This is a genomic window from Pantoea sp. DY-5 (assembly GCF_019795955.1).
Taxonomy (GTDB): domain Bacteria; phylum Pseudomonadota; class Gammaproteobacteria; order Enterobacterales; family Enterobacteriaceae; genus Pantoea; species Pantoea leporis.
Window position 1 is genome coordinate 1,073,277 of sequence record NZ_JAIMIE010000001.1, and the last position, 19,346, is coordinate 1,092,622.

Annotated in this window: 23 protein-coding genes and 2 tRNA genes; 16 read left to right on the plus strand and 9 right to left on the minus strand. The window is 55.9% G+C overall.

The window, feature by feature from the left end; translation table 11 throughout:
• The first annotated feature begins 48 nt into the window (after window positions 1–48).
• Complete coding sequence (gene cycA / locus K5Y30_RS05145) at window positions 49–1,440, plus strand: D-serine/D-alanine/glycine transporter (RefSeq protein ID WP_101760901.1); 1,392 nt, start codon at window positions 49–51, stop codon at window positions 1,438–1,440.
• A gap of 101 nt (window positions 1,441–1,541) precedes the next feature.
• Here cycA and K5Y30_RS05150 read toward each other — a convergent pair whose 3' ends face one another.
• The gene (locus K5Y30_RS05150; protein ID WP_222181768.1) at window positions 1,542–2,516 is read right to left on the minus strand and encodes a metal-dependent hydrolase; all 975 of its coding nucleotides are present in this window, start codon (window positions 2,514–2,516) and stop codon (window positions 1,542–1,544) included.
• 23 nt (window positions 2,517–2,539) lie between these two features.
• Window positions 2,540–3,175 carry an HTH-type transcriptional regulator RutR gene (gene rutR / locus K5Y30_RS05155; protein WP_110865882.1) on the minus strand — a complete coding sequence of 212 codons (636 nt, stop codon included), beginning with the start codon at window positions 3,173–3,175 and terminating at the stop codon, window positions 2,540–2,542.
• 307 nt (window positions 3,176–3,482) lie between these two features.
• Between rutR and rutA the strand changes: the two genes are divergently transcribed.
• The 6 genes from rutA to rutG are packed head-to-tail and all read left to right on the plus strand — an operon-like array spanning window position 3,483 to window position 8,433.
• Window positions 3,483–4,574, plus strand: a complete 1,092-nt coding sequence (gene rutA / locus K5Y30_RS05160; protein ID WP_049851054.1) for a pyrimidine utilization protein A — start codon at window positions 3,483–3,485, stop codon at window positions 4,572–4,574.
• Window positions 4,574–5,284 (plus strand): pyrimidine utilization protein B, encoded by a 711-nt coding sequence (gene rutB, locus K5Y30_RS05165; RefSeq protein WP_222210636.1) that lies wholly within the window; start codon window positions 4,574–4,576, stop codon window positions 5,282–5,284. Before rutA ends, rutB begins: the two co-directional genes overlap by 1 nt.
• Before the next feature lie 42 nt (window positions 5,285–5,326).
• The gene (gene rutC, locus K5Y30_RS05170; protein ID WP_137385529.1) at window positions 5,327–5,722 is read left to right on the plus strand and encodes a pyrimidine utilization protein C; all 396 of its coding nucleotides are present in this window, start codon (window positions 5,327–5,329) and stop codon (window positions 5,720–5,722) included.
• Complete coding sequence (rutD, locus tag K5Y30_RS05175; RefSeq protein WP_222210637.1) at window positions 5,722–6,525, plus strand: pyrimidine utilization protein D; 804 nt, start codon at window positions 5,722–5,724, stop codon at window positions 6,523–6,525. The genes rutC and rutD overlap by 1 nt, the downstream gene beginning before the upstream one ends.
• 15 nt (window positions 6,526–6,540) lie before the next feature.
• Window positions 6,541–7,062: an NADH-dependent FMN reductase RutF gene (gene rutF, locus K5Y30_RS05180; protein WP_110865878.1), complete on the plus strand. Its 522-nt coding sequence runs from the start codon at window positions 6,541–6,543 to the stop codon at window positions 7,060–7,062.
• Window positions 7,063–7,107: 45 nt separating this feature from the next.
• Entirely contained in the window at window positions 7,108–8,433 is a 1,326-nt protein-coding gene (rutG, locus tag K5Y30_RS05185) for a pyrimidine utilization transport protein G (RefSeq protein WP_137385526.1), read from the plus strand.
• On the opposite strand, the gene K5Y30_RS05190 is transcribed toward rutG, so the two are convergent.
• Together K5Y30_RS05190 and K5Y30_RS05195 are read right to left on the minus strand one after the other, a co-directional pair.
• Window positions 8,430–9,344 carry a DMT family transporter gene (locus K5Y30_RS05190; protein ID WP_222210638.1) on the minus strand — a complete coding sequence of 305 codons (915 nt, stop codon included), beginning with the start codon at window positions 9,342–9,344 and terminating at the stop codon, window positions 8,430–8,432. The two genes, rutG and K5Y30_RS05190, sit on opposite strands and share 4 nt — an antisense overlap.
• 110 nt (window positions 9,345–9,454) lie before the next feature.
• Window positions 9,455–9,619 (minus strand): general stress protein, encoded by a 165-nt coding sequence (locus K5Y30_RS05195; RefSeq protein WP_061717065.1) that lies wholly within the window; start codon window positions 9,617–9,619, stop codon window positions 9,455–9,457.
• Window positions 9,620–9,916: 297 nt separating this feature from the next.
• On the opposite strand from K5Y30_RS05195, the gene wrbA reads away from it, so the two are divergent.
• The 3 genes from wrbA to K5Y30_RS05210 are packed head-to-tail and all read left to right on the plus strand — an operon-like array spanning window position 9,917 to window position 12,198.
• Window positions 9,917–10,516: an NAD(P)H:quinone oxidoreductase gene (gene wrbA, locus K5Y30_RS05200; RefSeq protein ID WP_222181764.1), complete on the plus strand. Its 600-nt coding sequence runs from the start codon at window positions 9,917–9,919 to the stop codon at window positions 10,514–10,516.
• Between the two features lie 21 nt (window positions 10,517–10,537).
• Window positions 10,538–10,768: a YccJ family protein gene (locus K5Y30_RS05205; protein ID WP_007887329.1), complete on the plus strand. Its 231-nt coding sequence runs from the start codon at window positions 10,538–10,540 to the stop codon at window positions 10,766–10,768.
• A 56-nt stretch (window positions 10,769–10,824) separates the two neighbouring features.
• Entirely contained in the window at window positions 10,825–12,198 is a 1,374-nt protein-coding gene (locus K5Y30_RS05210) for an NAD-dependent succinate-semialdehyde dehydrogenase (protein WP_101760910.1), read from the plus strand.
• Window positions 12,199–12,246: 48 nt separating this feature from the next.
• Here the strand turns inward: K5Y30_RS05210 and agp are convergent, their stop codons facing one another.
• From agp to K5Y30_RS05225, 3 genes are all read right to left on the minus strand, one after another.
• Window positions 12,247–13,863, minus strand: coding sequence for a bifunctional glucose-1-phosphatase/inositol phosphatase (agp, locus tag K5Y30_RS05215; RefSeq protein ID WP_222210639.1), 1,617 nt, complete (start codon window positions 13,861–13,863; stop codon window positions 12,247–12,249).
• A gap of 257 nt (window positions 13,864–14,120) precedes the next feature.
• Window positions 14,121–14,208, minus strand: a tRNA-Ser gene (locus tag K5Y30_RS05220).
• Window positions 14,209–14,244: 36 nt separating this feature from the next.
• Window positions 14,245–14,332, minus strand: a tRNA-Ser gene (locus tag K5Y30_RS05225).
• A 222-nt stretch (window positions 14,333–14,554) separates the two neighbouring features.
• Between K5Y30_RS05225 and yccA the strand changes: the two genes are divergently transcribed.
• Together yccA and tusE are read left to right on the plus strand one after the other, a co-directional pair.
• Window positions 14,555–15,208, plus strand: coding sequence for an FtsH protease modulator YccA (yccA, locus tag K5Y30_RS05230; protein WP_007887332.1), 654 nt, complete (start codon window positions 14,555–14,557; stop codon window positions 15,206–15,208).
• 98 nt (window positions 15,209–15,306) lie between these two features.
• On the plus strand, window positions 15,307–15,633 hold the full coding sequence (gene tusE, locus K5Y30_RS05235; RefSeq protein WP_101761038.1) for a sulfurtransferase TusE: 327 nt from the start codon (window positions 15,307–15,309) through the stop codon (window positions 15,631–15,633).
• On the opposite strand, the gene yccX is transcribed toward tusE, so the two are convergent.
• A complete protein-coding gene (yccX, locus tag K5Y30_RS05240) occupies window positions 15,634–15,912 on the minus strand; it encodes an acylphosphatase (RefSeq protein WP_176970837.1) in 279 nt (92 codons plus the stop codon).
• An 85-nt stretch (window positions 15,913–15,997) separates the two neighbouring features.
• Between yccX and rlmI the strand changes: the two genes are divergently transcribed.
• Together rlmI and hspQ are read left to right on the plus strand one after the other, a co-directional pair.
• Complete coding sequence (gene rlmI / locus K5Y30_RS05245) at window positions 15,998–17,188, plus strand: 23S rRNA (cytosine(1962)-C(5))-methyltransferase RlmI (RefSeq protein WP_222181760.1); 1,191 nt, start codon at window positions 15,998–16,000, stop codon at window positions 17,186–17,188.
• Between the two features lie 59 nt (window positions 17,189–17,247).
• Window positions 17,248–17,565, plus strand: coding sequence for a heat shock protein HspQ (gene hspQ, locus K5Y30_RS05250; protein WP_008101422.1), 318 nt, complete (start codon window positions 17,248–17,250; stop codon window positions 17,563–17,565).
• Between the two features lie 31 nt (window positions 17,566–17,596).
• Here hspQ and K5Y30_RS05255 read toward each other — a convergent pair whose 3' ends face one another.
• Window positions 17,597–18,010, minus strand: a complete 414-nt coding sequence (locus tag K5Y30_RS05255; protein ID WP_101760915.1) for a CoA-binding protein — start codon at window positions 18,008–18,010, stop codon at window positions 17,597–17,599.
• A 177-nt stretch (window positions 18,011–18,187) separates the two neighbouring features.
• Here K5Y30_RS05255 and K5Y30_RS05260 point away from each other — a divergent pair, with 177 nt between their 5' ends.
• Entirely contained in the window at window positions 18,188–18,814 is a 627-nt protein-coding gene (locus K5Y30_RS05260; RefSeq protein WP_222210640.1) for a DUF2057 family protein, read from the plus strand.
• Between the two features lie 68 nt (window positions 18,815–18,882).
• A complete protein-coding gene (locus K5Y30_RS05265) occupies window positions 18,883–19,344 on the plus strand; it encodes a methylglyoxal synthase (RefSeq protein ID WP_101760917.1) in 462 nt (153 codons plus the stop codon).
• The last annotated feature ends 2 nt before the right edge of the window (window positions 19,345–19,346 follow it).

Genomic DNA, 19,346 nt, shown 5'->3' on the forward strand with positions numbered 1-19,346 from the left:
AAACAGCCAATAGAGCTGACACAACATCTCGACAGGAAAGAAAAATTTATGGTTGATCAATCAAAAGAGGCGCTCGCTACGGCCGAACAGCCGGATAAACTCCAGCGTAACCTGCATAATCGTCACATTCAGTTAATTGCTATCGGTGGCGCCATCGGCACGGGGTTGTTTATGGGCTCGGGTAAAACCATCAGCCTCGCGGGCCCGTCGATCATTTTCGTCTACATGATCATTGGCTTTATGCTGTTCTTCGTCATGCGCGCCATGGGCGAACTGCTGTTATCCAACCTCGAATACAAATCCTTTAGCGATTTCGCTGCCGATTTACTCGGTCCGTGGGCGGGCTATTTTACCGGCTGGACGTACTGGTTCTGTTGGGTGGTGACCGGCATTGCCGACGTGGTGGCCATCAGCGCCTATTTCCAGCTGTGGTTCCCGGACTTCTCCATCTGGATGAGCGCCCTGCTGTGCGTCTTTGTCTTCCTGGCTTTGAACATCGCTACGGTGAAGCTGTTTGGTGAGATGGAGTTTTGGTTCGCGATTATCAAAATCGTCGCCATTGTGGCGCTGATCATCACCGGCATTGTGTTGGTGAGCATGCATTATCCATCGCCGAACGGTGGCACCGCGTCCCTGAGCAACATCTGGGATCACGGCGGCATGTTCCCGAAAGGCTTGAGCGGCTTCTTTGCTGGCTTCCAGATTGCGGTTTTCGCCTTTGTCGGCATTGAGCTGGTCGGCACCGCGGCGGCAGAAACCAAAGATCCGCACAAAGTTCTGCCGCGTGCGATCAATGCCATTCCGCTGCGCATTATTATGTTTTACGTGCTGGCGCTGATGGTGATCATGGCGGTGACGCCTTGGAATCAGGTGCTGGCGAATCGCAGCCCATTCGTTGAGATGTTTGTGCTGATCGGCTTGCCTGCCGCCGCCAGCATCGTCAACTTCGTGGTGCTGACCTCCGCCGCCTCGTCCGCCAATAGCGGTATCTTCTCCACCAGCCGCATGTTGTTCGGCCTGGCGGAACAAGGCGTAGCGCATAAAGCCTTTGGTCGCCTCTCGGCACGCGCGGTGCCAACCACTGGCCTGTTCTTCTCCTGCCTGTGTCTGCTGGCGGGCGTGGCGCTGATCTACCTGATTCCGGATGTGATGACGGTGTTCACCATGGTCACTACGGTGTCGGCGATTCTGTTTATGTTTGTCTGGACCATCATCCTGTGCAGCTATCTGGCGTATCGTAAGCAGCATCCACAGCGTCATGCTGAATCGAAGTTCAAAATGCCGCTGGGCAAGTTTATGTGCTGGGTATGCATGGCGTTCTTCGCCTTTGTGCTGGTGCTGCTGACGCTGCAGGAAGATACCCGTCAGGCGCTGATGGTCACGCCGCTGTGGTTTGTGATGCTGACCATGGGCTGGTTGTTACGTCGTCGTAAAGCCTGATTTATTACGGCTACGTTAAGGCTGCCTTTTGAAAGAAAGTGCAGCCTTTTTCTTTTTTGACAGAAAGCGCACCTCATTAGCAAATTCGCTTCACCACGAAGTCACAATCTCTCCCGCAGCTTACTCCACGCCTCACCCAATGCAGGACGCACCGAAGGCTCTCGCTGTGGTGCTAGCTCCGGCGACTGCGGTGATCCCAGATTAAAGGTAAAGGTGTAACTCGGCTCTTCCCCCATCCTTAAATCGCTGATCAACGTGCGATCGCCCTGCTGCTTCATTGCGTAAAACCCATGACTAAACCACGCCACACGCTCGGCATGCCATTGCCCTTTGAACGGCGCAAACAGCGCGGGTTGACGATCGTGCCAGCTTATCTGCAGCGGACGCCCCGGTGATAACAGCGACCAATAGGCTTCGCCGTAACGCTCTGGCGTCATGATCACCGTGCGCCATACCAGCGTATTAAACGCGGTCGGCGTCACCAGCAGTTGCTCCGGCTGCACTGATTGCTGCGCCAGCGCTTGCTCAATGTGCTGCGTCGCCATGCTTTGTGCCACCATGCTCCAGCCGAGATAGAGCGTACTCACCAATAATCCCGCCTGATTCCAGCGCAAGCCTACAGCGTCACGTCGCCACAGGGCGATGAGCAGCGCAATTAGCAATGGCAAGGTATACAGCGGATCGATGATATACATGCTGCCAATGGCATAAGGGAAATCGGTGAGCGGCAGGCCCAGTTGCGTACCGTAAACGGTGGTGAGATCCAGCAGCGGATGCGTCACCAGCGCCAGCCACATTGCCAGCGTCCAGCCGCGCCAGTGCGCGCGACTGTGTGTCGCACCGGCCACCAGCCAGCCGAGCAGCGGTGCAATTAAGGTGAGGATTATCAGCGCATGACTTTCGGTACGATGCAGCGTCATATTGCGGATGGCATCGCCGTGATCGATAAACACGTCGAGATCCGGCAAGGTGCCCGCCACCGCGCCCACCAGCGCCGCTTGCCACAGCGGGACGCGCTTGCCCATCACCGCAACGGTGACCGCCGCGCCTAACGTCAGTTGTGATAACGAATCCATGCACTCTCCTTGAAAACGCGGGATCAGCGCACGCGAATCCCTTCAATTATCATGCGCTGCACGTTTTCCAGCGTCTGTTCAAAAAACGCCGCATCGTTCAACGTCTGGCCGGTAATCGCTTCCACCTGTGAGGCGAAATCCGCATAGTGCTGCGTAGTCGCCCATAGCAGGAAAAACAGGTGCTGCGGCTGCACGCCCGCCAACCGACCTTCGGCGATCCACTGTTCGATAATCGCCGCTTTCTCATCCACCAGCGCTTTTAAATCACCGGCCAGTTCACCTTTCAGCAGCGGCGCGCCCTGCAACATCTCAAGGCAGAACAACCGTGAAGCTTGCGGATGATCGCGCGAGACTTCCAGCTTAAGGCGAATGTATTGACGTATCGCGGTCAGCGGATCGTGATCGTGCTGCAGCGCGCGCAGCGGCGCCAGCCACACATCAAGAATCTCTTTTAAAACCGCCACATACAGCACTTCTTTCGACGGATAGTAATACAGCAAATTGGTTTTGGAGACGTCGGCGCGCTCCGCCACTTTATCCAGGCTGGTGCCGTGAATACCGTATTGCGAGAAGAAGGTTAACGCCGCTTCCAGAATGGCTGCCCGCTTTGCGGCGACCGCTCGCGAACGGCGTCCCGGTTTTTTTTCATCGCTTTTCACACTGTTACCTCTTCCGTCCTGCGTCAACGCATCATAACAAAGGCCTTCTTTCCTGCCTAATCGCCCGCCTGCACCTTTTTTGACCACGCGGCGCATGAAAAACGTGCAGAACGTTTTGACCAAATGGTCTGAAATGGACCAATTACTCCAGTTTAGAACAGGCGATACTTTTAACACATTGTTATTTATCTCTTTTAAAAATGTGGCACAGCATTTGCAATTTTGTGATGGAGCGCCGCCCGCAGGATGCGTGCAGGAAGCAGCGCAGCGCGTGAAGCAGTCCCCGTCTAATGCAGAGAGGTTTCACATGAAAATTGGCGTCTTTATCCCGATTGGTAATAACGGCTGGCTGATCTCCACCCATGCGCCGCAGTACAAACCGACTTTTGAACTGAACAAAGAGATCGTGCTGAAAGCAGAGCATTATCATTTCGACTTTGCCCTTTCGATGATCAAACTGCGCGGCTTTGGCGGCAAAACCGAGTTTTGGGATCACAACCTCGAATCCTTCACGCTGATGGCGGGACTCGCGGCGGTGACCTCACGCATCGAAATCTACGCCACCGCCGCCACGCTGACCTTGCCGCCCGCGATTGTGGCGCGTATGGCCTCCACCATTGATTCCATCTCGAATGGCCGCTTCGGCGTCAACCTCGTTACCGGCTGGCAGAAACCCGAGTACGAGCAGATGGGCTTGTGGCCGGGCGATGCTTACTTCTCCAGCCGCTACCAATATCTGACCGAATACGTCACCGTGCTGCGCGATTTGTGGGGCACCGGCCAGAGCGACTTCAAGGGCGAGTTCTTTACCATGAACGATTGCCGCGTCAGCCCGCAGCCGCAGAAACCGATGAAAGTGATTTGCGCCGGTCAGAGCGATGCGGGCATGGCGTTCTCGGCGCAGCACGCCGATTACAACTTCTGCTTTGGCAAAGGCGTCAACACGCCAACTGCCTTCGCGCCAACTGCCGCGCGTATGAAGCAAGCTGCCGATAAAGCGGGGCGCGACGTCGGTTCCTATGTGCTGTTTATGATCATTGCCGCCGAAAGCGACGAAGCCGCACGCGCCAAATGGGAACACTACAAAGCCGGTGCCGATGAAGAGGCGCTCGCCTGGCTCACCACGCAAAGTCAGCAGGACACCAAATCTGGCAGCGACACCAACGTGCGCCAGATGGCCGATCCAACCTCCGCTGTCAACATCAACATGGGCACATTAGTGGGTTCTTACGCCAATGTGGCACGAATGTTGGATGAGGTTGCTTTAGTCGATGGCACGCAAGGCGTGTTGCTCACCTTCGATGATTTCCTGCAAGGCATCGAAGATTTCGGTGAACGTATCCAGCCCTTAATGCAGTGTCGCCACGATTTAATCGCATCCCAGCAGGAGGTTGCCTGATGAGTACCGTTGTTTGCGCCCATACCTCAAGTTTACCGAACGTCACCTTGCCGGCGCGCCCGGAAGCCATCGCGCTGCCGCCCGCGCAAAGTGCGCTGATTGTGGTGGATATGCAGAACGCCTACGCCACGCAAGGCGGCTATCTCGATCTGGCGGGCTTTGATGTCTCCGCTACCAAGCCGGTGATTGCCAAAATCCATCAGGCGGTCACCGCAGCGCGGGCCGCCGGGATGCAGATCATCTGGTTTCAGAACGGTTGGGACGACCAATACGTTGAAGCAGGTGATGCCGGATCCCCCAACTTTCACAAATCTAATGCGCTGAAAACCATGCGCAAGCGCCCGGAGTTACAGGGCACGCTGCTGTCGAAAGGCGGTTGGGATTATGCGCTGGTCGATGAACTGGTGCCGCAGGCCGGCGATATTGTACTGCCGAAACCGCGCTACAGCGGCTTCTTCAACACCTCGCTCGACAGCATGCTGCGCAGCCGTGGCATCCGCCATCTGGTGTTTACCGGCATCGCCACCAACGTCTGCGTGGAATCGACGCTGCGTGACGGCTTCTTCCTGGAATATTTCGGCGTGGTGCTGGAAGACGCGACCTATCAGGCGGGTCCGGCGTTTGTCCAACAGGCGGCCATTTTCAATATCGAAACGTTTTTTGGCTGGGTCAGCGATACCGACACTTTCTGCGAAACGCTGAAAAGCTAACGCCTCGATTCACCTGCAAACCGATAAGAAGAGGATTTCGCTATGCCTAAAAGTGTGATTATTCCGCCCGGCACCGGTACGCCCATTGCGCCATTCGTGCCCGGCACCTTAGCTGACGGCGTCGTCTACGTCTCCGGCACCTTGCCGTTCGATGCCAACAACAACGTGGTGCACGTCGGTGATGCCGCCGCGCAAACGCGTCACGTGCTGGAGACCATTAAAAAGGTGATCGAAACTGCCGGCGGCACCATGGAAGACGTGACCTTCAACTCGATTTTTCTCACCGACTGGAGCAACTACGCAGCGATTAACCAGATCTACGCCGAATACTTCCCCGGTGATAAACCGGCGCGCTTCTGCATTCAGTGCGGCTTAGTGAAACCGGATGCGCTGATCGAAATCGCCACCGTGGCGCATATCGGCAAACAGGAGGCCTGATGCATCTGGAGATCCAGGGTTTAACCGCTGAAGATGCGCCGACGCTGGTGCTCGCTTCCGGTTTAGGCGGCGTAGCCGGTTTCTGGCAACCGCAGCTGGCGGCGCTGACGCCGCATTATCGCGTGGTGACATACGATCAGCGCGGTACCGGCCGCAGTACCGATACGCTGCCGGACGGCTACAGCATGACGATGATGGCGGCGGAACTGGCAGAAACGCTGGAACAGCACGGCATTCAACATTACGACATTATCGGCCATGCGCTGGGCGGCTTAATCGGCCTGCAACTGGCGCTGGACTTCCCGCAGCGCGTGGGCCGCGTGGTGGTGATCAACGGCTGGCTTTCGCTGGATGCGCACACGCAGCGCTGCTTCCAGGTGCGTCAGGATCTGCTGATGAATGTCGGCGTCGAAGCCTTTGTGCGTGCGCAGCCGCTGTTCCTCTATCCCGCGGAATGGCTGGCGCGCAATCAGGAGCGCATTAACGCTGAAGATGCGCACCATGTCGCCCATTTCCAGGGCATGGAAAACCTGCTGCGTCGCTTGCATGCATTGAAAAGCGCGGATTTCCGCGCACATGTGGCGCGCATCTCCCAGCCAGTGTTAGCCATCTGCAGCCATGACGATCTGCTGGTGCCGTGGAGCTGCTCACCGCAGCTGGCGCAGGCGTTGCCCAACGGCAGCCTGATTGAGATGGCCTGGGGCGGACACGCGATGAGCGTCACCGATGCCGACAACTTTAATGCGCTGCTGCTGCGCTGGCTGGCCGATACGGCTGCGCCTGCCCAGCGAGCGGCCAGCTAATCACAGGAGCCGCCAATGAGCGTGCATGAACTGCCAATTTTACCCGGTGTAGAACGCGATGCGTTTCGTAACGCGATGGCGTGCTTAGGCGCGGCGGTGAATATCATCACCACCGACGGTCCCGCTGGACGCGCCGGATTTACCGCCTCGGCGGTGTGCAGCGTTACTGATACGCCGCCTACGCTGCTGGTTTGTCTTAATCGCTCAGCGTCGGTGTGGCCGATTTTTCGCGACAACGGTTATCTCTGCGTTAACACCCTGGCCGCCGGGCATGAAGATCTCTCGACGCTATTTGGCGGCAAAACGCCGATGGCAGAACGCTTTGCCGCCGCTGACTGGCACACGCTGGCCAGCGGTTCACCGCTATTAGACGGCGCGCTGGTGTCGTTTGATTGCAAAGTGGCGCAAGTGGTCAGCGTGGGCACGCACGACATTCTGTTTTGCGAAGTGCAGGCGCTGGTACGCAATGATGAAACGCACGGTCTGGCATGGTTTGACCGTGGCTATCATCACCTTTTACGGCAGGACGCCCGCTAACACCGCCTTGTGCGGCCCGCTTTCACTGACACCCTGGAGATGACGATGGCGAGTTCCTGGTTCCCCCGCTGGCAGAAAAAGTCAGCCATGACCGATGATGGGCTGATTGCGCCGGACGAAACGCTGCCGTTTGCGCAGACGGTCGTGCTTGGCCTGCAGCATGCTGTGGCAATGTTTGGCGCAACGGTGCTGATGCCGTTGCTGATGGGACTGGACCCCAATCTGGCGATTCTGGTTTCGGGCATCGGTACGCTGCTGTTCTTCCTGGTCACCGGCGGGCGCGTACCCAGTTATCTCGGATCCAGCGCGGCGTTTGTCGGCGTAATCATCGCGGTAACCGGCTTTAACGGTCAGGGACTTAACCCCAACCTGGCGCTGGCGCTGGGCGGCGTGATTGCCTGCGGCGCGCTCTATACGCTGATTGGCCTGATCGTGATGAAGGTCGGCACCGGCTGGATCGAGCGTCTGATGCCGCCGGTGGTCACGGGCGCGGTGGTGATGGCGATTGGTCTGAACCTGGCGCCAATTGCGGTGCACGGTGTATCCGGCTCGATGTTTGACAGCTGGATGGCAGTGATGACGGTGCTGTGCATTGGTCTGGTGGCGGTATTCACGCGCGGGATGATCCAGCGCCTGCTGATTCTGGTCGGTCTGATTGTTGCGTGGGCCATCTATGCACTGCTAACCAACGTGATGGGCTTCGGCAAACCCGTGGATTTCAGCGGCCTTGCCAACGCACCGTGGTTTGGCCTGCCGCACACCACCGCACCGATCTTTGATATGCAGGCCATCGTAATGATCGCGCCTGTGGCGATCATTCTGGTGGCGGAAAACCTCGGGCACATTAAAGCCGTGGCGGGCATGACCGGGCGCAATCTCGATCCCTGGATGGGCCGCGCCTTTGTCGGTGACGGTCTGGCAACCATGCTGTCGGGCTCAATCGGCGGCAGCGGTGTCACCACCTACGCGGAAAATATCGGTGTGATGGCGGTGACCAAAGTCTATTCAACGCTGGCCTTTGTGGCCGCCGCGGCGATCGCTTTGGTGCTTGGCTTCTCACCGAAATTTGGCGCGCTAATCCACACCATTCCCGGTCCGGTGATTGGTGGCGCATCGATTGTAGTATTTGGTTTGATTGCGGTGGCAGGCGCACGCATTTGGGTGCAGAACCATGTGGATTTTAATCAGAATGGCAATTTGATCATGGTGGCGACCACGCTGGTGCTGGGCGCCGGTGATTTTGCCCTGAAGATTGGCAGCTTCACTCTTGGCGGCATCGGCACCGCCACCTTTGGTGCCATCATCCTGAACGCGATTTTACAACGTCGCGGCGCCGCGCTGGCGAACCAGGCGGCACGGCAACACCCTTAAGGCTCGAGCGGTGCCTGATCGGGCACCGCTTTCTTGCGGCGTATACGCAGTTCGCTGACGATCACCCCACAAACAATCAGTGCCGCGCCCAGCAGCGCAGCAGCAGGTAGACGCTCGCCCGCCAAACGCCCTACCACGCCCGCCCACACCGGTTCACCGGCGTAAATCACCGTGGCACGCGTCGGTGAAACGCTGCGTTGCGCCCAGTTCATCGTCACCTGAATCAAGGCGCTGGCCGCGCCCAGACCCAACACGCTCAGCAGCAACGGCGTTGACATGGCAGGAGCCGATTCGCCATTCGGGATCATCAGAACAAAGGCGCAGGCCGATGCCACCATCAGCTGAATCAGCGTGACGCGGCGCACATCGACCTGTCCGGCATAACGGCTGATCAGGATGATCTCCGCCGCGATTGCCAGCGTGCTCAGTAAGGTGGCGATTTCACCGGCATTCAGCGTCAAACTGCCATCCTGCGGACCCGCCACCAGCACTAAACCGGTAAACGCCAGCAAAATGCCCAGCCACGCCATCAATCCCGGCGGACGGCGCAGGAATAACCATTGCAGCAACGGCACCACCGGCACGTAGAGCGCGGTGATAAACGCCGACTGACTGCTGGAAATGGTTTGCATGCCCCAGGTTTGCAGACCGTAGCCGCCGGCAATCGACAGGCCAATCAGCGCGCCGGCTTTGATTTCCAGCCAGGTCACTTGCTTGAGATAACGACGGAAGAAAAAGGCCAGCAGCAGCGATGCCGTAGCAAAACGTAATCCCACAAAAAAGAACGGACCGGAATGGGCCATCGCCCGGTGTACCACCAAAAAAGTGCCACCCCAAACCATGGTAATAAATATGAGCACCAACTCCTGACGCGAAATACGCAGGCTGAGACGAGACGAAGAAGCGGACATAACGCACCAGAATAATCAGTTGGCGGTCAGTTTGCTCAGAGAGCGGGGGAAATTGCAATGCCTGTCACCGCCGGGCGAACCCGGCGGCCGGGGAATAACGGTCAGTCGCGCTATTTCTTGCCGCGGCTGCGTCCCCCTTTTTCACCGGCTACAGACGCGCGCTGTGGGTCGTTTCTAAAATTACCTCCGCTGTTTTTGCCGCCTTTGCGACCCGCTTCTGCGGCCCTTTCACGGTCCTCTGCGAAATTGCCTGATCCTCCACGATGTTCGGCCATCATTTCCTCCACGGATTGAGCATCCAGATTAGGGGCTTATCACGATGCTGCCGTGAAAAGCCTGGCGGCGGATATTCCGCACACCTGATTAAATAATAGACACCGTAGCGGTGAGATCGGCCTGATATTCACAATTTGAAACAGATAATTCACTCATTTCACTGCGAAAAAGCAAATTTACCGCCGCGTTACAAGCAGTTAGCCGACACTTATTGGCACCTGCTTAACCTCTGTACAGCAGCCTGCGCAGGCTCTTCTATACTTTTGATTACTCACCACCCTAGCAGGATGAAAACCATGGCAAAGATTTTGGTGCTCTATTATTCGATGTACGGACATATTGAAACCATGGCGCAAGCCGTGGCCGACGGTGCAAAGAGCGTGAGCGGCGCGGAAGTTACGATATTGCGTGTGCCGGAAAGCATGGATGCCGAGCGTTTCGCCCAGGTTGGCGGCAAAGTGAACCAAGCCGCGCCTGAAGCGAAACCGGAAGATTTGCCGCAGTATGATGCCATCATCGTTGGCACGCCCACGCGCTTCGGCAACATGGCGGGGCAGATGCGTAACTTCTGGGATCGCACTGGCGGCCTGTGGGCTTCGGGCGCGCTGTACGGCAAAATCGCCAGCGTCTTTGCTTCCACCGGTACCGGCGGCGGCCAGGAGCAAACCATCACTTCCGTCTGGACCACCCTCGCCCATCACGGCATGGTGATTGTTCCCATCGGTTATGGCACTAAAGAACTCTTCGACATCTCCCACGTTCGCGGCGGAACGCCCTACGGCGCCACCACGCTGGCGGGCGGAGATGGATCACGTCAACCTTCGGCGGAAGAACTGGATATTGCCCGTTTTCAGGGCCAACACGTCGCCGGACTGGCGGTAAAGCTACAGGGATAAAATCCACAACAGGAGACCTTCATGACAACAGAACAGTCGAAAGAGCATCACGTAGGCGAATGGGCATCACTGCGCCACACTTCACGCGAAATCGCTGAAGCCATTTTTGAGGTAGCCAACTACGACGAACGTTTAGCCGAGCAGATCTGGAGCCAGCAAGGCAGCGATGAAGTGCTGATTCGCGCCTTCAAAAAGACCGACCAGGATGTTCTGACCTGGGACGATAAAACGGTCGAGCGCAAAAACGTTTAAATTGCAGGCGGGCATTGTCCCGCCTTTGTTACCTTTACATCACCAAGGAGCCTTGTATGTCAGCCTATCAAAGTATCAATCCAGCCAATAACCAACTGCTAAAAGCGTGGAACGAGCACGATGATGCCTATGCACAACAGGCGCTGGAAACCGCAGATGCGCTTTATCATTCCGCGTGGAGTAAAGGCGATATTCAACCGCGTCTGCAGGTGCTGCACCGTTTAGCCGATTTGATTGACCAACGGGCCGAAGAGCTGGCGACCATCGCCAGTAAAGAGATGGGCAAACTGATTGGCCAGAGCCGTGGTGAAGTGAAAATCTGTTCGCAGATCGCCCGCTACTACGCTGAACATGCCGCGACATTTTTACAGCCGCAACCCTACGCCAGCGATGTGGGCGATGCCTGGCTTGAGTACCATCCGATTGGCGTGATCGTCGCGGTTGAGCCGTGGAACTTCCCTTACTATCAGCTGATGCGCGTGCTGGCGCCAAACCTGGCGCTCGGCAACCCGGTGCTGGCGAAACACGCCAACATCGTGCCGCACTGCGCCGATGTGTTTGAAAAGCTGGTAGAAGAAGCCGGTGCGCCAAAAGGCGCATGGACCAACCTGTTTATCTCCACCGATCAAGTCGCGGATTTGATTGCCGATCCGCGCGTGCAAGGCGTGGCGCTGACGGGTTCCGAACGCGCCGGTAGCGCCGTGGCGGAACAGGCCGGTAAACACTTGAAGAAATCGACGCTGGAGCTGGGCGGTAACGATGTGTTTGTGGTGCTGGACGATGCCGATATCGATGAAGCGGTACGTCAGGGTGCGCAAGCTCGCCTCAGTAACTGCGGCCAGGTCTGTACCGCCGCCAAGCGCTTTATTTTGCATGAGAAAATTGCCGATACGTTTATGGCCAAATTTAGCGCGGCTCTGCAATCGGCCACGCCGGGCGATCCGCTTGATGAGAAAACCACGCTTGGCCCGCTCTCTTCAAAAGATGCGCGCGATCGTTTAGTGAAGCAGGTTGAGGAAGCGGTGCAAAATGGCGCGCGCGTGGAGTTTGGTGGACGCGCCATTGATGGCGTCGGCTGCTATTACCAGCCAACGGTGCTCACCGGTCTGACGCCAGACAATCCTGCTTACTATCAGGAGTTCTTTGGCCCGGTAGCACAGGTGTATGTGGTGGCGGACGATCGTGCCGCTGTGGCACTGGCGAATGATTCAAATTACGGCCTGGGCGGTTCAGTCTGGACCAAAGACATTGCGCGCGGCCGTAAGATGGCATCGCAGATTGAAACCGGCATGGTGTTTATCAATTCGCAGAGCGATACCTCCGCAGAGCTGCCGTTTGGTGGCGTGAAGCGTTCCGGATATGGACGTGAGTTATCGGATCTGGGGATTAAAGAGTTCGCCAACCAAAAATTAGTGGTCGTCGCCGGTTAACAGGCACAAAAAACCCCGCCGCGGCGGGGTTTTCTTTAAGCAGCAAACTCAGTTACTGGTCGCTGCTTTGGCTGGCTCTTCTGATTTGGCCGGCGTTGCATCGGCTTGCGCTTTCTGTGCCGCTGCCGCATCAGCCTTGGCTTTGTCATCCGCTGCTTTCTGGGCAGTGGCTTTCTCCGCTTTGGCTTTCTCGTCTGCCGCTTTCTGCGCGGCCGCTTTATCCGCCTTCACTTTCTCTTCAGCCGCTTTCGCGTCTGCAGCCTTCTGTGCTGCGGCTTTATCCGCTGCTGCTTTGTCTGCGGCTGCTTTATCCGCAGCAGTCTGATCGGCTTTCTGCTTAGCGTCATCTGCGGCTGGTGCTGCGGCCGCAGGTGCTGGCTGTTCTGCCGCAGCCGGTGCCGCAGCAGGCTGCAGTGGCGTACCTTGCAGAGCACCGTTCAATGCGCCGGTGAATTGATCCCAACTGCAGTAGCCGTTGGCATCCGTTTCGCAGCCCGCCAGTTGCAGCGTGACGCGCTTCGGTGGATTTTTCAGGCTCAGCACATCGGCATCGCGCAGCTGATCGGCCGTTTGATAGACATACTCAACTTTCAGCAGATCTTTGTTGTTCTTCACATCGTGCCAGCGTTCGAATACAACCTGGCCGCCAATCGGCGTTTTCTCATCGTTGCCCGGCAGTTCATAAGGCTTAACCTGCAGCGCGCTGAGCAAGGAGGCGATGTTGGAATCATGACCAACCATCAGCGTCACTTTTGGCGCGTTGGCTTTATCCTGATCGACTAACTGGCTGCGGATGTAATCCACCAGCGGTGCGGCCACTTCGCGCGCCACTTCAGGAGAGGCGAACAGCGCATCCTGATAACCGTTTTTGATCGACGCCAGCTCTTTCCACTGTTCAGGCGTTTTGATCTGGCCCCAGGCAACCTGATCGGCCGGGAAACCTTCGTAATATTGCAGCGTAAACGCATCCACCAGGGAGTTGCCGATTTTCAGCGGACCGCTTACGTTCGGCTCTTTACCGTTATCCGCGCTGAAAGTGTTATCGCCGCTGCTCAAATCACACTGCTTTTTGCCGTTACAGGCCGGGGCAGATTTGTAATCGACGATTTTTTCCAGATGCTGGAAGGCAGGCTTCAGTGCCAGCTTTTCATTGGCGGCGGTCATAGCAGCCAAGGCTTTCTTGTTGAATTCATCGCTGCCGTCGGTGACGACCGGATTGAAGATCGGATCCATGGTGCCCATCGCATCCTGATGCGTGACCGCGATATCACAGCCAGGGAAGGCGCCAGTGATAAAGTACTGCGCGGTCGCCACGGTGCGCTGCAGGCTGTTGGCGTAGACAAAGATGTTGCTGCTGTCCGGACAAGTCCCGTTCTGGACTAAGCCCTGCTGTGCCAGCCACTGACGGGTATAATTCCCCATGTAGACTTCCAGCACGCCACCTTTGGTGGTGAGCTCACCGCCCGCGACATCCCACTGCGGCCAGCTCTTCCTGGTGGATTGTTCCAGTACGCTGCCGTTGTTGGCGAGCGGCGCACGCAGGTTATGACGGCTTAACATCAGCACCTGCTGGAGTTGCATATCTCCATCCGCAGCATAGGCGGACATGCCCATCGGGAGCGCAGCGATGACTGACAACGCGCAAAGACTCAGTTTCTTGATCATTGTGCCTATTCCATAATTCATCAGTGAAACACTCTGGCTTTCAAACGATTAGCCCGCCAAAGAGCGAATTGCCGCACAGTGTAACTCAGCTTGCATCGGAAAATCGCCAGATGTTTGCAAAAAACCGTGCATGGAATATAGCAGTTAACGCGCGTGGCGTCGGGGAACGGCAGCAGATGGAAAAGCAACGCGATGTTTTTCGGAATTTATGAACGCAGAAAAGCAAAAAGCCCGCATTTCTGCGGGCTTCTTTAATATGGCGGAGGAACAGAGATTCGAACTCTGGGATGGTTTCCCATCGACGGTTTTCAAGACCGTTGCCTTAAGCCACTCGGCCATCCCTCCGGGGATTTTTTTGTTGCGTCACTCTGCAAGAGTGAATGGCGGAGGAGGAGAGATTCGAACTCTCGGATGGTTTCCCATCGACGGTTTTCAAGACCGTTGCCTTAAGCCACTCGGCCACCCCTCCGCAATGAGGCGCACTATAAACATCCCCCATAACGATGTAAAGCCTGCAATGAATCGTTCGGCTGAAAAACAGCCAAATTCTATTTTTTCGGCGTCAATTTCGCCATTCTGCTCAGCGAAACAGCAATTTATCGCGTAAAGATGGGTAAAACGCCTTTTCTGTCTTTCAGGCGCTGCGTATCCTCGTGCCATATTTGGTGTTTCTCTCTTTAAGGAGCGCATGATGGAAAGAATTTTTAGCTCGTCGCAGCAATCGTTAGTCAGCACCCACAAGGTGCTGCGCAATACTTATCTGTTACTTGGCTTTACGCTGGCCTTCTCGGCCGTCACAGCCACACTCAGCACCGTGTTTGCCTTGCCTTCACCGGGCCTGATTCTGATGCTGGTCGGCTTTTATGGCTTGATGTTCCTGACGCATAAACTGGCTAACAGCCCGGCAGGTATTCTGGCGGCCTTCGCTTTCACCGGCTTCCTCGGTTATTGCCTTGGCCCAATCCTGAGTTCGTTCCTCACTGCGGGCATGGGTGATGTGATCGCCATGGCATTAGGCGGCACAGCGCTGGTGTTCTTCGGTTGCTCAGCATATGTACTGACCACGCGCCGCGATATGTCATTCCTGAGTGGCATGATGATGGCCGGCTTTGTCGTGCTGCTGGTGGCGGTAGTTGCTAACATCTTCCTGCAACTGCCTGCGCTGCATCTGGCTATTAGCGCCCTGTTCATTCTGTTCTCTGCCGGTGCCATTCTGTGGGAAACCAGCAACATCATTCACGGCGGCGAAACTAACTACATTCGCGCCACCGTGAGCCTGTATGTTTCGCTGTATAACATCTTTGTTAGCCTGCTGAGCCTGCTGGGCTTCGCTAACCGCGATTAAGCTGCTGCAATAGTGATTAAACCCCGCTTCGGCGGGGTTTTTGCTTTTTATGGCCGGGCGAATTTACAATGTGTTGATTAACGCGATGAGGAATGACTGTGAATTTTGCCGGTAAAGAGATTGCCACCGATGCGGAAGGCTATCTGAAAAATAGCGCGGACTGGAGCGAGCCGCTGGCCGCCGCCATCGCAGAGCAAGAAGCGATCGTGATGAGTGACGCGCACTGGGAAGTGGTGCACTTTGTGCGCAACTTTTATCAGGAATTTAATACGTCGCCGGCGGTGCGCATGCTGGTAAAAGCCATGGCGCAAAAGTATGGCGAGGAGAAAGGCAACAGCCGCTATCTGTTCCGTCTGTTCCCGGAAGGCCCGGCAAAGCAAGCGACCAAAATTGCCGGATTGCCAAAACCGGCGAAATGCTTGTAATCAGCCGGTAGTGAATCGGGTCGGCATTTGCGTGGGCTGATGCGGCTCCACCAGCACTTTATCCACCCGCGCGCTACGCGGCCCACCCGCTTTTAACCAACTGATTAATGCATCGACCTGTTGCGCCTCACCGGACGCCAGCACTTCAACGCTGCCGTCCGCCAGATTGTGCGCATAACCGTTGAGATTCAACTCTCTGGCCTGCGCTTGCGTGTGGTAGCGAAACCCCACGCCCTGCACGATGCCGTGCACCCAAATTTTGCAGCATGTGGTTGCCATTGCGTTCTCCCATCACCTTGCGTTGCAATTTGCCGCCATCCGCCGGAAAATGGCGCCTCATTTTTTCAGGTAAGCATAGCAAACTATGACCGTTCGATTGATTCTCGCAAAGGGACGTGAAAAATCCCTGCTCCGCCGCCATCCGTGGGTGTTCTCTGGTGCCGTTGCACGTATGGAAGGTAAAGCCCAGTCTGGTGAAACCATTGATGTCTGTGACAGCAATGGCAAATGGCTGGCTCGCGCCGCGTATTCTCCGCAATCACAAATTCGCGCACGCGTCTGGAGCTGGCAACATGATGAGTCAATCGACATCACCTTCTTCGTGCGCCGCTTTGAGCAAGCCCAGGTGTGGCGTGACTGGCTGGCAAAACGTGATGGGCTGGACAGCTATCGCCTGATTGCTGGCGAGTCCGATGGCATGCCGGGCGTCACCATCGATCGCTTCGGCAACTTCCTGGTGATGCAGCTTTTGTCTGCCGGTGCCGAATATCAGCGTCCGGCCATCGTCTCCGCCTTACAGCAGTGTTTCCCGGATTGTGCTATTTACGATCGCTCAGACGTGGCGGTACGTAAAAAAGAGGGACTGGAGCTGGCGCAAGGCCCGGTTTCGGGTGAACTGCCGCCACCGTTGCTGCCGATTACTGAACACGGCATGAAGCTGCTGGTGGATATTCAGGGCGGTCATAAAACCGGTTATTACCTTGATCAGCGTGACAGCCGTTTTGCCACGCGTGGCTACTCAGAAAATGCACGCGTGCTGAACTGCTTCTCTTACACTGGTGGTTTTGCGGTTTCTGCCTTGATGGGCGGCTGCCGTGAAGTGATCAGCGTTGATACTTCGCAGGACGCACTCGACGTGGCGAAACAGAACGTTGAGCTTAATGGTCTTGATGTGTCGCGCGCCCAGTTCGTGCGTGATGATGTGTTCAAACTGCTGCGTCGTTATCGCGACAGCGGCGAAAAGTTCGACCTGATCGTCATGGATCCGCCGAAGTTCGTTGAGAACAAGAACCAGTTGATGGGCGCGTGTCGCGGCTATAAAGATATCAATATGCTGGCCATTCAGCTGTTGAATCCGGGCGGCGTGTTGCTGACATTCTCCTGTTCTGGCCTGATGCCAACCGATTTGTTCCAGAAAATCATCGCTGATGCCGCCGTGGATGCCGGTCGTGATGTACAATTTATAGAGCAGTTCCGTCAGGCAGCCGACCATCCAGTGATCGCCAGCTATCCTGAAGGGCTTTATCTGAAAGGTTTTGCCTGCCGCGTGCTGTGACTTGAAAACGCTGTCCCTGCCTCCATATTGGATGCAGGGCAGTCTTTTGGGAGGTCACAATGATTACGACTAAATTTGGAATTGGACAGCAGGTCCGACATCGTCTCTCCGGGGTGCTCGGCGTTATCGTGGATGTCGATCCGGAGTTTTCGCTTGATGAGCCAGAAGTTGATGATGTCGCTGCCAGCGAAACGCTGCGCGCCGCGCCCTGGTATCATGTGGTGATGGAAGATGAAGAAGGCGATCAGGTACATACCTATGTCGCTGAAGTTCAGCTGGCGGGGGAAACCTCCTTCGAACACCCCGAACAACCTTCAATGGATGAGCTGGCCGCGTCAATTCGGCAACAGCTGCAGGCACCCAGCCTGAGACATTAATCAAACGGCGACTCAGGTCGCCGTTTCTGTTTTAGTGCCTAATCCCCAGCCGAGGAATTTCAATTTTTGGACAGCGATCCATTATCACGGTCATACCCGCATCTTGTGCCAGCACCGCCGCCTGCTCATTAATCACGCCCAGCTGTAACCACAACGTATCCGCACCAATGGCGATCGCTTCCTGCGCTACGCCCCACGCCGCTTCGGCGTTGCGAAACACATCCACCATATCCACTTTTCCGGGTACATCCGCCAGCGTGGCATAGGCGGTTTGGCCAAGAAGTTGCTGTCCCGCCAATTTAGGACTCACCGGAATCACCTCGTATCCCTGATCGAGCAAGTATTTCATTACGCCATAGCTCGGGCGATCGGGACGATCGCTGGCGCCCACTAACGCGATACGTTTGGTTTTAGTCAGCACATCGCGAATCGTTTGATCATTCATCTTTTTTCTCCTGGTTCATTCGCTTAAGTGTAGATGGCATTGCGCATTAGGCTGCAACTGCCGGGCACCAGAACTTTGCGCAGGAGCACGAATAAATATGTAAAAATGTAAATTTACTGCCATAATGTAATACTTTGCTACACATAATCGATTTACCCCCTTCTGCCGGGAGTTGAAATGAAGCTGTCTTTAACTGCTACGGGTTTACTGCTGTTGCTCGTATCAGCCTCATGCCAGGCCATCACTCTCAAGCTCGATCCCGAGATCGAACTGCTGGTGCTGGACGGGCGTAAAATCTCTGGCTCACTGCTGAAAGGCGCTGGCAGCCTTGAGCTGGATCGTGGGCAGCATCAATTTCTGTTTCGTGTGGAAAAACCGGGCGCTGACGCCGCGCACTTTCAATCGGTGCCGATGATTGTCACTTTTAGCGCCAATGCTCATTCGGTGGCAATTCGCTTGCCTGCGCTCACTAATCGTCGTGAACGTACCACCTTCGACAAAACCCTCAACTTTCAACTGATTGATGAACGCGGCATAGAAATCACCAGCCTGCGCGACCATTTGCCGAAGCCAGGTGATAACGATTTCGAAAAGGCGATGGTGAATTATAATCGTGATGCCCACGCCGCTTCGGTTCCGCGTTTTGCCTTACATTCGCTGAACGCCAGCGAGGCGCAGTTGAATCTGGATTACGCCTGGCAGGATGTTAGCGATCTTCCCTCTTTACATGGCTGGTTCAAGCGTTTTGATGCCGCCACACGTCTGCGTTTTATTAGCTGGATGAAAACCTTACGCGCAAGTTGATAGTGATGAAACGCCAGGGGTAAACTCCTGCATTAACACATAATGCATGAGAAGAAACAGGAAGCCCTATGGAGCAGACCGTTCGTACCCTTCAGGTTCAGAAACATATCGCCCTCGTTGCACACGATCACTGTAAAGCCTCGCTGCTGGAGTGGGTGCAAACCAACCAAAGCACGCTGCAACAGCATGTGTTGTACGCTACCGGCACCACCGGCAATCTGATTAATCGTCATACCGGATTGGATGTTAACGCCATGCTAAGCGGCCCGATGGGCGGCGATCAGCAAGTGGGTGCGTTGATTTCGGAAGGTAAAATTGATGTGCTGATTTTCTTCTGGGATCCGCTGAATGCGGTGCCGCACGATCCAGATGTCAAAGCGCTGCTGCGCCTCGCCACGGTGTGGAATATCCCGGTGGCCAATAACCGCACCACCGCAGATTTTATTATCCAGTCACCGAAGTTTGCCCAACAGATTGAGATTCAGATTCCAGACTATCAGCGTTACCTCGCCGAACGCCTGAAACCTTAATC